The organism is Streptomyces lavendulae subsp. lavendulae (assembly GCF_002803845.1).
In the GTDB taxonomy this organism is placed as follows: Bacteria; Actinomycetota; Actinomycetes; order Streptomycetales; family Streptomycetaceae; genus Streptomyces; species Streptomyces lavendulae.
In genome coordinates this window covers 3,833,613-3,845,593 of sequence record NZ_CP024985.1, presented here as the reverse complement: position 1 = coordinate 3,845,593, position 11,981 = coordinate 3,833,613, and the positions used below count along the sequence as shown (strand labels likewise).

The following is an 11,981-nucleotide window of genomic DNA, read 5'->3' as shown; positions in this document are numbered from 1 at the left end:
ACAGCTAATCTGACGGATAGTCAGCTACTGGGATCGCGGGGAGGGGCGGGCGATGAACGAAGTCGCGGACGCGGACGGGTTCGGGCGGGGCGGAACCGGTGCCGGTGCCGGTGCTGAAGCCGGGGTCGGGGCCGGACCCGGGGCCGGGGTCGCGGTGACGGGCGAGACCGGAGCCGCAGTGGCGGCCGCCGGCGCGGGGGCGGCCGGGGGCGCGGCCGCGGGTGACGCCGGTGCCGGTTCCGGACCAGCGGCCGGGGGGTGCGGCGACGTGCCCGACCCCCGGGGGGATCTTCGGTGGGGCAGCATCGCCGGGCTCGTCCAGGACGCCGCTGCCCGCTTCGGTGAGCGGGAAGCCGTCGTCGACGGGCGGCTGCGGCTCGACTACCGGCAGCTCGGCGAGCGGGTCGAGCACGCCGCCGCCGCCTGCCTCGCCGCCGGCGTCGAACCCGGCGACCGCGTCGCCGTCTGGGCGCCCAACACCCTCGACTGGATCGTCTGCGCCCTCGGCGCCGTCAGCGCGGGCGCGGTGCTCGTCCCCCTCAACACCCGCTTCAAGGGCGCCGAAGCCGCCTACGTGCTCCAGCGCAGCCGCGCCCGCCTGCTCTTCGTCACCGGCACCTTCCTCGGCACCTCCTACGTCGCCTCCCTGCGCCGCGCCGCCGCCGAAGGCCCCGGCACCGGACCCCTGCCCGGCCTGCCGCACCTGGAACAGGTCGTGGTCCTCGCCGACGACGCCCCCGAGTCCTTCCGCACCTGGAAGGACTTCCTCGCCGACGGCGACTCCGTCCCCGCCGAGGCCGTCCGCGCCCGCGCCGAGGCGATACCGTCCGACGCCCCCTCCGACATCATCTACACCTCCGGCACCACCGGCAGCCCCAAGGGCGCCGTCATCACCCACGCCCAGACCCTGCGCTGCTACGCCGTCTGGAGCGAACTCGCCGGCCTGCGCGAGGGCGACCGCTACCTCATCGTGAACCCGTTCTTCCACACCTTCGGCTACAAGGCCGGGATCATCGCCTGCCTGATGCGCGGCGCCACGATGGTCCCGCAGTCCGTCTTCAACGTGGACACCGTCCTCGCCAACGTCGCCGCCGAGCGGATCTCCGTACTCCCCGGGCCGCCCACCCTCCACCAGTCCCTCCTCGACCACCCCCAGCGCGACCACCACGACCTGTCGGCCCTGCGCCTGGTCGTCACCGGGGCGGCGGTCGTCCCCCTCCAGCTCGTCGAGCGGCTCCGCGCCGAACTGCACATCGCCACCGTGCTCACCGCCTACGGGCTCTCCGAGGCCAGCGGCATCGTCACCATGTGCCGCCGCGGCGACCCGGCCGAGGTGGTCTCGGAGACCTCCGGACGCGCCATCCCCGACACCCGCCTGCGGATCGCCGCCCCCGACGGAACCGCACGGCCCGACGGCACCGCCGGCGAGATCTGGGTCAGCGGACACCACGTGATGCGGGGCTACTTCGAGGACCCGGACGCCACCGCCGGCGCCATCACCCCCGACGGCTGGCTGCGCACCGGCGACGTCGGCGTCCTCGACGCGGACGGCAACCTCCGCATCACCGACCGGATCAAGGACATGTTCATCGTCGGCGGCTTCAACGCCTACCCCGCCGAGATCGAGCAGCTCCTCGGCCTGCACCCGGACGTCGCCGACGTCGCCGTCGTCGGCGTCCCCGACCCCCGCCTCGGCGAGGTCGGCAAGGCGTACGCCGTGCGGCGCCCCGGCTCCACCCTCACCGCCGACGACCTGATCGCCTGGTCCCGCCGGGAGATGGCCAACTACAAGGTGCCGAGGGAGGTGGAGTTCGTCGCGGACCTCCCGCGCAATGCGAGCGGCAAGGTCCTCAAGACCGAGCTCAGGTCCCGGCGCCGTTCCGCGTAGGAGACGGCGACTCGGCTGCCGTTGCCGTGAACCGGCCGTGACGGAGAACGGCGCGGCCGGTGTCCCCGGGGCAACGGCGCTGGTCCCGGCCGCGTTAGCCTGCACGGGTGAGCTCGCACCAGCCGGTTGTCCGATTCCCCGGAGGCGCCCGGGCCCGGCTGTGGGCGGTGGCCGGGGCCGCGGCCGCCCTTGCCGTGGTCCTGCTCCTGGCCCTCCTGCCCGACCCGCCCGCCGCCCCGGACGGTCCGGACGGCGACGGCAGCGGCGGCGGACGCCGCGGGCTGACCGCCGCCGTGTCCGCGCCCTTCAACGCCTTCACCGAGGGCTACGACTGCTACCGCATCCCCACCCTCACCACCACCAAGGACGGCACCCTGCTGGCCATCGCCGAGGCCCGCACCGCGAGTTGCAACGACATCGGCGACATCGACCTCGTCATGAAGCGCTCCACCGACGAGGGCCGCACCTGGGGCCCGATGGAGGTCATCCGCGGCACCGGTGACCCCGGCGCCTACGGCAACCCCGCCCCGGTCGTCGACTCCGCCTCCGGCCGGATCTCCCTCCTCTACGCCTACAGCACCTGGGCCCCCGACGCCGCGGGCAACCGCGTCCGCGGCCCCCGCGAACTGCGCCTGGCCCACAGCACCGACGACGGCGTCCACTGGAGCACCGAACCCAACCCGCAGCCCCAGCTCAAGGGCGCCGACTGGGCCTGGGTCTCGGTCGGCCCCGGGCACGGCATCCAGCTCACCCCCACCCGCCCCGACCGCCCCGGCCGGCTCGTCGTCGGCGCCGACTACCGCACCGAGTCCAACGAATCGGGGGCCCAGCTCCTCTACAGCGACGACGGCGGCCTCACCTGGCAGGCCGGCGCCCGCTGGGGCGCCCCCGAGGGCACCCCCGCCCCCAACGAGCCCGCCCTCACCCAGCTCCCCGACGGCAGGATCTACGTCAACGCCCGCTCCACCGCAACCTGCGGCACCGACGACCACCGCATCGCCGCCCTCGTCGACGACGCCGCCGCCCCGGCCTTCCCCGCCCCCGGCTTCCAGCCCGTCACCGGCCTGATCGCGCCGCCCGCCTCCGGATCCCTCCTCCAACTGCCCGGCGGCCCCCTCCTGCTGTCGGCACCCAGCCGCCCCGGCGCCGAGTTCTCCGACCGCTGGACCCTGGCCGTGCGCACCTCCGAGGACGGCGGACGCACCTGGTCCGCCAACGGCGCCGTCGTCCTGCGCGAACGCGCCGGCTACTCCGACATGGCCGTCCTGCCCGGCGGCCGGATCGGCATGCTCTACGAGACCGCCAACGGCACCCCGCACGGCTACATCAAGTTCACCGCCTTCGGCCCCCAGGAACTGCGCGCCGCCGCGGAGGACCTCACCCCCCGGCGCACCGCCGACACCAGCGCCGGCCACCACGACGCCATCGTCCACGGCGCGCCCCGCCTCGGCAACCGGCCCGACGGCGGCAAGACCATGCGCTTCGACGGCAAGGACGACTTCCTGCGCCTGACCGACTGCCCCGACGCACTGCGCGTGGGCGACGGGGACTTCGCCGTCGCCACCTGGGTCAAGTACAAGACCCGCGGCCAGGACCGGGAGAGCGGCCTGCGCCAGCCGCTGCTGTGGGCCTACGGCCAGGGCCCGGCCGCCAAGCAGTTCCGCATCGAGGCCGACCCGGAGACCGGCCGCCTCGAAGCCACCGTCAACGACGGGACGGGGCCCGTCTCCGTCACCGCCGCGCGGCGGACCGACGACGACGCCTGGCACCACGTGGTCTTCCAGCGCCGGGGCGACCGCCTCGAACTGGCCGTGGACGGCGGACCGGCCGCCACCGCGCCGCTGGGCCCCGGCCGGCCCGACTTCCGGCCCACCGGAGCCTTCACGATCCACCTCGGCACGCAGCCCGACTACAAGGCCTTCTACGCGGGCGCCCTGGACGACGTACGGATCTACGGGCGGGCCCTGTCCGGCAACGACACGGCCCGGCTGCGCGACGGCAGCGACGTCACCGACCAGGAGCGGGTCCGGCTCGCCTTCGACCGGATCCGGTGATCAGCCGGCCGGGCCGGACTTGCGGGCCAGCAGCAGCCGCCAGCGCGGGCTGCCGTCCTCCCGGTACCCGAAGTGCTCCAGCGGGACCGTCTCCACGCCGAAGCCCGCTGCCGCCAGGTCCGCGCGGACGGGGCCCAGCGGGAAGGTGCGGTAGTACATGACGAAGGGCGGCCGCCACACGGCGTTGCGCACCCGCATCGCCGCGTCGAACCCGGCCACCGCCCACCCCAGGGGCGAGGAGAGCGGGATCGGGGCGCCCACGGGGAAGGCGAAGACCCCGCCGGGCCGCAGCGCCCGGTGCACGTTCGCGAAGAGGGCGGGCCGCTCGGCCGGCAGGAAGTGCCCAAAGGCCCCGAAGCTCACCGCCAGGTCGTACGAGTCCGTGAGCGCCTCCGGCAGCGCCAGCGCGTCGCCCCGCAGGAGGTCCACCCCCTCGGGGTGCTGCCGCGCGGCCTCGGCGAGCATGCCCGTGCTGAGGTCGACCCCCGTGACCCGCTCCCGGCACAGGCGGCGCAGCATCGGCAGGCCCGCACCGGTGCCGCAGCACAGGTCGAGGCCGTCGGAGAAGGACCCCTCCCGCTGGGCGAGGGTCTCCTCGACGGCGTCGAGCATCCGGTCCGGGGTGCGGAACGGGGTGCGGTCGAACTTCGGGGCGAGCAGGTCGTAGCCGTGCTCGACGGAGGAGAGGGCCTGGACGGCCAGTTCGCGCAGGCTCGGGCCCTGGGAGGTGAACACGGTGCCAGCGTAGTCACCGGCGGTCCGGTGGGGACCGGTTTCAGGGACGCCCCGGCCCGGACATGGGCGTGCGGCGGCCGCGGTGGTCCCCCTCCTGGCCACCGCGGCCGCCGTTCCCCCGTGCAGATCCCCCGTACGTCTTCCCCCGTGGGTCCCCCGTACGTCCCCCGTACGTTCCCCCGGGGGAGGATCCCCCGTACGTCCCCCCCCGTACTTCCCCCGTACTTCCCCCGTACTTCCCCCGTACTTCCCCCGTACTTCCCGCGAGCGGCCCCCGTACGTTCCCCCTGTACGCCCGCCCGCGGGTCCCCCGTACGTCTCCCCCGTACGTCTCCCCCGTACGTCGTGCCGTACTGCCCGAAGGCCGCTGGTGTTACGGGAGGGAGCCGGACGCGTGGTTGTCCATCGTCACGATGTCCTCGCCCGAGGCGTGGTTGTCGAGCGGCTTCTCGCCCGGCTGCTTCGGGGCCGGAGGGTCGAGCGGATCCAGCGGATTGATCTCGACGCCCGAAGCGTGGTTGTCGAGCGGTCTGATGTCGCCGTCGAGCGGCAGGCTGTTCTCGTTCGTCGTCATCGGATCTCCTGATGGATGAGTCGGGCCCGTTCGGCGATTCCCCCGCGGACCGCCGAACGGGTGGTCCTCCAGCCGGCCCGGGCGTCCCCCCGACGCGCCGAGTCGATGGATCCATCGTGGCGCGTGGCGATAAACGAACGATGAACGCGGCCGTCCATCCGGCCCGGGTCCGTTCCCGGCCCCGGACCGGCACCCGTCAGGCGGCCAGCTCCGCCGCCAACAGAGCCTGTACCTCGGCCAGTTCGGACGAGCCCAGCTGCGTGAACACCGTCTCCGCGTCCCGCCAGCAGGCCTGCGCCCGGTCCGGCTGGCCCAGCCGCCGCAGCGCCTTGCCCAGTACCGTCAGCACCGTCGCCCGGCGCCACTCCCCGCCGATCCCGCGCAGCGCGATCGCCTGCTCGGCGTGCTTGGCGGCCAGGGTCGGCCGCCGGGCCGCCAGGTGCGCCTCGGCGAGCCGGAAGTGGGTCACGCCCTCCCACAGCGGCTGGCGGTTGTCGTGGAACAGCGACAGCGCCTCCCCGAGCTGGATCAGCGCCTCGCGCAGCCGTCCGGCCTGGGTCAGCGCGATGCCCAGCGCGTAGCGGCCGTTGGCCAGGCGCAGGGTCAGGCCCATCCGGTCGTAGATGGCGATGCCCTGCTGCGCCAGGTCGATGGCGCTGGGCAGGCGGCCCAGTTCGACGTGGATCCGGGAGAGGTTGCACAGGGCGCTGGCCTCGCCGATGAAGTTCGCGTCGGCCCGGAAGTTCTCGATGGCCTCCAGCAGGTAGCGCTCGCCGTCGCGGTAGCGGCCCTGGTAGAGGGCGATGATCCCGCGGTCGTTGGGCGCCCAGCAGCTGGGCAGCGGGTCACCGGCCTCGCGGGCCAGGTCCATGGCCTGGCGGGCCTCCTCGTCGCCCTCGGTGAAGCGGCCCGCGACGAGGTGGACCATGGTGAGCGCGGTTCGGGCGCGGCCCTCGGCCCGCGGGTCCTTCGCCGACCGCGCGGCCTCGCGCAGGGTCAGGGCGGCGGACTCGTACTGCTTGGAGTTGGCGCCCGACTCGGCGAGGTCCTTGGCCGCCCACAGCAGGTCCACGGCCCGGCGCAGCGCGGCGGGCCGCCCGGCCGCCTGCCGTACGCAGGCCAGCAGCGGGTCGGCCTCGGCGAACAGCCAGTCCAGGGCGGCGCGGGGCTCGGTCAGGACCAGGCCGGGGTGGCGGGTGGGGGAGAGGTGGGCCGGAAGCCGGTCGCCGGGGCGCTCGACGGCGTACACCCGGGAGGCGGTGGCGAGGTAGAAGTCGAGGAGCCGGTCGAGGGCGGCGTCCTGCCCCCGGGCGGGCTGCTCGTCGCGTTCGGCGCAGGCACGCGCGTAGAGGCGGACGAGGTCGTGGAAGCGGTAGCGGCCGGGCGCGGCCGATTCGAGCAGGGAGCAGTCGACTAAAGCTTCGAGGAGGTCCTCGGTGTCGTGCTCGGGCAGGTCGAGGACCGCGGCCGCGGCGCAGAGCGAGATGTCGGGGCCGTCGGCGAGGCCGAGGAGGCGGAAGGCGCGCTGCTGGGCGGGCTCCAGCTGGCCGTAGCCCAGCTCGAAGGTGGCCTTGACGGCGAGGTCTCCGGCCTGGAGCTCGTCGAGGCGGCGGCGTTCGTCGGCGAGTTTGGCGGCGAGGACGGAGACGGTCCAGGTGCGGCGGGCGGCCAGCCGGGAGGCGGCGATGCGGATGGCGAGCGGCAGGAACCCGCAGGCGCCGACGACGTCGAGGGCGGCCTGGCGTTCGGCGCCGACCCGTTCGGCGCCGACGATGCGGGTGAACAGCTGCAGGGCCTCCTCGGGGCTCATCACGTCGAGGTCGACGAGATGGGCCCCGGCGAGGCCCGACATCCGGACCCGGCTGGTGACGAGGGCGGCGCAGCCCGCGGTGCCGGGCAGCAGCGGGCGGACCTGGGCGGCGTCGCGGGCGTTGTCGAGCAGCACCAGGACGCGGCGGCCGTCGAGGACCGTGCGGTAGAGGGCGGCCCGGTCCGCGGCGGAATCGGGGATGGAGCTGTCGGGGATGCCGAGGGCGCGCAGGAAGGAGCCGAGGACGGCCTCGGGCTGCGCGGGGCGGGGGTCGGTGCCCTGGAGGTCGGCGTAGAGCTGGCCGTCGGGGAAGTGGGGCCGGGCGGCGTGCGCGACGTGCACGGCGAGGGTGGTCTTGCCGACACCGCCTATGCCCGCGAGCGCCGAGACGGCCATGACCTGGCCCTCCGCACCGGCGAGGATCTCCCCGAGCTCGCTGACGAAGGGGGCGCGGCCGGTGAAGTCCGGGACGGTGGCGGGCAATTGCGCGGGCCTTACGGGTGCGGGGGCGGCGGTGGTGACGGGGGCCTCGGCGCGGGCGAGCTCGGCGTCCGCGTTCAGGATGCGCTGCTGGAGGGCGGAGAGTTCGGGCCGAGGGTCGACGCCGAGTTCGTCGGCGAGGAGGCGGCGGGTGTCGGCGTACACGGCGAGGGCCTCGGCCTGGCGGCCGCTGCGGTACAGGGCGAGCATCAGCAGCTCGCGGAGCCGTTCGCGCAGCGGGTGGGCGGCGGTGAGGGCGGTGAGCTCGGAGACGGCCTCGGCGTGGTGGCCGACCTCCAGGTCCAGGTCGAGGCGGGTCTCCAGGAGCTGGAGGCGCCATTCGGCGAGCCGGGTCCGCTCGGTGTCGGCGTGCGGGCCGGGGACCCCGGCGAGGGGTTCGCCGTCCCAGAGGTCCAGGGCGCGGGCGAGGAGGGTGCGGGCCAGGGCGCGGTCGCCGGCGGAGCGGGCCGCCTCGGCGTCGGCGGCGAGGCTGCGGGCGATGCCGAGGTCGAGGGCCTCCTGGTGGCGCAGCCGGATCGCGTAGCCGCCGGCGTCGCTGACGAGCAGCCCGGGGTGGAGCACCTTGCGCAGCCGGGAGGCGTACGTGCGGATGGTGGCCAGGGCCTGCGGGGGCGGGTCCTCGCCCCAGATGGCGTCGATCAGCTCGGGGGCGGTCGCGGTGCGGCCGTCGCGCAGCAGCAGTACGGCGAGCAGGGCGCGCTGCTGGGGGCTGCCGGAGGGCAGGGCCTCGGGGCCGCGCCAGGCCCGGATGGGGCCGAGGACGGCGAACCGGTTGTCGGCGGGGGAGGGCTCCGGGGCCCCCGGGGCGTGCGGGGGCTCCGCGGCGGCCGGGGCCGCGGGGGCCTGGGCCGGGGTCTCGGGAGGGGCCGGGGGCTCGGGGGCTGCGGGCGCGTCTGCGGAGTTCCGGGACCGGGCTGCCTCGGGGTGGTTCCGCTGGTGCGGGATGGCCGGTATGCCGTCCATCTGTCGTCCCCCCTGCCTTCCGTCGGTTTAAGGGTCAGTCTGCCCTGTCTTGCACGCACACGTCAGCCCGCAGCGGAGGCGGTCACTCCTCGTCACAACGGCGAGTGTGGGACAGATAGCTGACGGTTCGTCAGATCAACGCTACCGTGGAGGGCATGGAGACCTTCCCGAAGATCATCTCGGTGGACGACCACACGGTGGAGCCCCCTCACGTCTGGCGGGACCGGCTCCCGTCGAAGTACCGCGACACCGGGCCCCGGATCGTCCGGGCCCCCCTCAAGGAAATGACCTTCCTCGGCGGGAAGTTCGCCCCCGTGATGGGGGCCAAGGGGGACGACGGCCCGATCGGCGACTGGTGGGTGTACGAGGACCTGCACCGGCCGCTCACCCGCCTCGACACCGCGGTCGGGTACGACCGCGACGAGATCAAACTGGAAGTCATCACCTACGAGCAGATGCGCCCGGGCTCCTTCTCGGTTCCCGACCGCCTCGCCGACATGGACGTCAACCACGTCCAGTCCGCCCTGTGCTTCCCCACCTTCCCGCGCTTCTGCGGCCAGACCTTCACCGAGGCCAAGGACCGCGAGCTCGGACTCCTCGGGGTACGGGCCTACAACGACTGGATGGTGGAGGAGTGGTGCGGCCCCGAGGCGCGGGGCCGGCTCATCCCGCTCACCCTCGTCCCCCTCTGGGACGCCCGCCTGGCCGCCGCCGAGGTCCGCCGCAACGCGGCGCGCGGGGTCCGGGCGGTCGCGTTCTCCGAGATACCGCCGCACCTGGGGCTGCCGTCGATCCACACCGACGACTGGGACCCCTTCCTCCAGGCCTGTGACGAGACCGGCACGGTCATCGCCATGCACATCGGCTCCTCGTCGCGGATGCCCTCCACCTCGGCGGACGCCCCGCCGGCCGTGGGGTCCACCATCACCTTCGCCAACTGCTGCTTCTCGATGGTCGACTGGCTGATGAGCGGAAAGTTCGAGCGCTTCCCGAACCTGAGGATCATGTACGCGGAGGGCCAGATCGGCTGGATCCCGTACATCCTGGAACGCGCGAACGTGGTCTGGGAGGAGAACCGGGGCTGGGGCGGCGTCGCCGACAAGGTCCACCGCCCGCCGTCGGAGCTCTTCGCCGAGCACGTCTTCGGCTGCTTCTTCGACGACGCGTTCGGCCTGCGGAACCTGGACGCCATCGGCGTCGCCAACGTCCTCTACGAGACCGACTACCCCCACTCGGACTCCACCTGGCCGAAGTCCCGGGAGGTGGGCGAGTCCCAGATGGGCCACCTGGCGCCGGACGTGGTCGAACGCATCGTGCGCGGCAACGCGATCGACCTGCTGGGGCTCACGGGGGAGGGGCTCTGGGCGGGGGCGTAGGGGCGGGGGCCGTTGCCTTGGCTGCAGAAACGATATCTCTTGACGGTGATCTTGATATCGTTTAAGTGTGGCCCGGGCGGGTCGCGCCGCGCTGAGGAGGTTTCCCATGGCCAGAACCGTGATCGACGTGGACGACGCCCTGCTGGCGGAGGCCGCCGAGCTCTTCGGAACGAAGACGAAGGTCGCCACCGTCAACGCGGCCCTTCGGGACGCCGTCAACCGGCGCAAGAGGGAAGAGTTCCTGAACTGGCTCGCCGAGGGTGGACTGCCGGACCTGACGGGCCCGGTCGAGCTGCTCGCGGCCGAGGGTGGGCACGTCCAGGACAGGGCGGCATGACCAGGCACTTCCTGATCGACAAGTCAGCCCTCGCGCGCTATCCCAAGCCGGCCGTGCGCGCCGTCGTCAATCCGCTGCACACGGCAGGTGTACTCGCCGTGTGCGGCGCGGTGGAGCTGGAGGTGCTCTACAGCGCCCGCTCCAAGTCGGACGCCGACCGGGTCCGCGCGGGGCTGGGGGCCTTCGCGTGGCTCTCGACCCCGGACGAGGCGTGGGACCGGGCCCTGGAGGTCCAGGAGCAGCTCATCGTGGCGGGCAACTGGAAAGCGGTGTCCCTTCCGGACCTGATCATCGCGGCGACCGCGGAGCGCCACGAGGCGACCGTGCTGCACTACGACGGCGACTACGACATGATCGCCAAGGTCACGGGCCAGCCGACGCGCTGGGTCGTACCCCCGGGCACGGCGGACTGACCCGCGGGTCGGCCGCTCAGGCCGTGACGTTCCGCCCGGCCGTCACCACCGGGCGGACGTGCTGGAGCAGCAGCTCCAGGAACCGCTCCGGGCGGCGCAGCGCCGCGAAGTGGCTCGCGTCCCCGATCAGCTCGAACGCCTTCACCGGCGCCTCGACCGCGTCGAAGAACAGCCGGGCGCGGGCGGCCGGCGTGATCACGTCCCGCTCGCCCTGGAAGACGAAGAACGGCACCTCGAAACGGGTCCCGTCGGCGAAGTCGTCGAAGCCGCCCGTCCCCTCGGTGAGGGGCTCCGAGAAGCCCTGGCCCTTGAAGTAGGCCTTCACCCGCCCGAGCGAGTACAGCGGCGACAGCCACAGCGAGCCCACGATCACCTTCTTCACCGTGTCCAGCGTCAGCGGGTCGCTGCCCGCACACAGCTTGTCGTACGAGGACCGCTGCGCCGGGGTCCACCGGCGGGGGTCGCACCCCATCGCTTCGACCGTGGCCACGTCCTTGGCCTTCCCCGCGGTCCGCAGTCGCTCCAGGGTGGCGTCGTAGGCGGAGGTGTCCCGGCCCGCCTCCTGGATGTTCTGGTCGGTGCCGACGTACGCGGAGTACAGCTCGGGGTGGTTGCGGGCCAGCCGCAGGCCGAAGACCGTGCCGAAGGAGTTCGGCATCAGCACCACCCGCTCCACGCCCAGCCGCGCCAGGACGTGCCGGGTGACCTCGACGGCGTCCTCGTAGACCCGCTCGAAGGTGATCTCCCCCTGGCCCTCCGGCCCGCCGTGCGCGAAGGTCAGCCCGGCGCCGCGCATGTCCCAGCGCACCAGGGTGAAGTGCTTCTCCCAGGACCGGGTGCGGGCCCCGTAGGGGGAGTTGGCCGCGCCCGGGCCGCCGTGGATCTCCAGCAGGACGGGGTTGGCGCGGTCCTCGCCGCGCACCGAGATCCACTGCTCAATCCCGCCGATCCGGACGAGGCCCTGCTCGTCGATGCCGTTCGGCGTCCCGATCCGCATCAGCCGCGCGTGTCCGGCCCGCCGCACGGCCCGATGGGCGAAGAGCCCCGCGACGGGCGCGGCGAAGGAGGCGGCGGTGGCGGCGGCGATGATCCCGATCATTACTGTTTCCCCCGGATACTGTTTTGGCGTCGAGGGGGAGCATACGCGAAAGCGGGGGGTTGTAAAGGGGGTTGGGGGCGGGGCGGGGGCGGGAAGCGGCGGTACTCGACCTGGTCCGTGTCAGGGAGGGTTTGGGGGTTTCCCGTCAGTCTCATCGTCCTTCCGCGTCGGGCCGGGCTGTCAAGGGCGCTCCTTCGTCGCGTCGCTTCGCGATGGCCTTCGGCCACCCTT

Annotated in this window: 9 protein-coding genes; 5 read left to right on the top strand and 4 right to left on the bottom strand. The window is 73.8% G+C overall.

Annotated features, from left to right (window positions below; all coding sequences use genetic code 11):
• The first annotated feature begins 52 nt into the window (after nucleotides 1-52).
• A complete protein-coding gene (locus SLAV_RS16550) occupies nucleotides 53-1,888 on the top strand; it encodes a FadD3 family acyl-CoA ligase (protein WP_234333796.1) in 1,836 nt (611 codons plus the stop codon).
• Nucleotides 1,889-1,995: 107 nt separating this feature from the next.
• A complete protein-coding gene (locus tag SLAV_RS16545) occupies nucleotides 1,996-3,942 on the top strand; it encodes a sialidase family protein (protein WP_078950534.1) in 1,947 nt (648 codons plus the stop codon).
• Here SLAV_RS16545 and SLAV_RS16540 read toward each other — a convergent pair whose 3' ends face one another.
• From SLAV_RS16540 to afsR, 3 genes are all read right to left on the bottom strand, one after another.
• On the bottom strand, nucleotides 3,943-4,677 hold the full coding sequence (locus SLAV_RS16540; RefSeq protein ID WP_030236487.1) for a class I SAM-dependent methyltransferase: 735 nt from the start codon (nucleotides 4,675-4,677) through the stop codon (nucleotides 3,943-3,945).
• A 373-nt stretch (nucleotides 4,678-5,050) separates the two neighbouring features.
• Nucleotides 5,051-5,251, bottom strand: coding sequence for a hypothetical protein (locus tag SLAV_RS16535; protein WP_030236484.1), 201 nt, complete (start codon nucleotides 5,249-5,251; stop codon nucleotides 5,051-5,053).
• A 196-nt stretch (nucleotides 5,252-5,447) separates the two neighbouring features.
• On the bottom strand, nucleotides 5,448-8,525 hold the full coding sequence (gene afsR / locus SLAV_RS16530; RefSeq protein ID WP_030236481.1) for an SARP-family global regulator AfsR: 3,078 nt from the start codon (nucleotides 8,523-8,525) through the stop codon (nucleotides 5,448-5,450).
• Between the two features lie 155 nt (nucleotides 8,526-8,680).
• On the opposite strand from afsR, the gene SLAV_RS16525 reads away from it, so the two are divergent.
• The 3 genes from SLAV_RS16525 to SLAV_RS16515 all read left to right on the top strand — a co-directional run bounded on the left by SLAV_RS16525 (nucleotide 8,681) and on the right by SLAV_RS16515 (nucleotide 10,651).
• The gene (locus tag SLAV_RS16525) at nucleotides 8,681-9,901 is read left to right on the top strand and encodes an amidohydrolase family protein (RefSeq protein WP_030236479.1); all 1,221 of its coding nucleotides are present in this window, start codon (nucleotides 8,681-8,683) and stop codon (nucleotides 9,899-9,901) included.
• 106 nt (nucleotides 9,902-10,007) lie between these two features.
• On the top strand, nucleotides 10,008-10,238 hold the full coding sequence (locus SLAV_RS16520; RefSeq protein ID WP_030236475.1) for a type II toxin-antitoxin system VapB family antitoxin: 231 nt from the start codon (nucleotides 10,008-10,010) through the stop codon (nucleotides 10,236-10,238).
• Nucleotides 10,235-10,651, top strand: a complete 417-nt coding sequence (locus SLAV_RS16515) for a PIN domain nuclease (protein WP_030236472.1) — start codon at nucleotides 10,235-10,237, stop codon at nucleotides 10,649-10,651. Before SLAV_RS16520 ends, SLAV_RS16515 begins: the two co-directional genes overlap by 4 nt.
• 16 nt (nucleotides 10,652-10,667) lie before the next feature.
• Here SLAV_RS16515 and SLAV_RS16510 read toward each other — a convergent pair whose 3' ends face one another.
• Nucleotides 10,668-11,750 (bottom strand): alpha/beta fold hydrolase, encoded by a 1,083-nt coding sequence (locus SLAV_RS16510; protein WP_030236469.1) that lies wholly within the window; start codon nucleotides 11,748-11,750, stop codon nucleotides 10,668-10,670.
• Nucleotides 11,751-11,981: the final 231 nt, after the last annotated feature.

Excerpts from the sequence above, each read along its gene's own strand:
- SLAV_RS16550 (WP_234333796.1), top strand. The coding sequence starts at position 53 with ATGAACGAAGTCGCGGACGCGGACGGGTTCGGGCGGGGCGGAACCGGT.
- SLAV_RS16535 (WP_030236484.1), bottom strand. The coding sequence starts at position 5,251 with ATGACGACGAACGAGAACAGCCTGCCGCTCGACGGCGACATCAGACCG.
- afsR (WP_030236481.1), bottom strand. The coding sequence starts at position 8,525 with ATGGACGGCATACCGGCCATCCCGCACCAGCGGAACCACCCCGAGGCA.
- SLAV_RS16525 (WP_030236479.1), top strand. The coding sequence starts at position 8,681 with ATGGAGACCTTCCCGAAGATCATCTCGGTGGACGACCACACGGTGGAG.
- SLAV_RS16520 (WP_030236475.1), top strand. The coding sequence starts at position 10,008 with ATGGCCAGAACCGTGATCGACGTGGACGACGCCCTGCTGGCGGAGGCC.
- SLAV_RS16515 (WP_030236472.1), top strand. The coding sequence starts at position 10,235 with ATGACCAGGCACTTCCTGATCGACAAGTCAGCCCTCGCGCGCTATCCC.
- SLAV_RS16510 (WP_030236469.1), bottom strand. The coding sequence starts at position 11,750 with ATGATCGGGATCATCGCCGCCGCCACCGCCGCCTCCTTCGCCGCGCCC.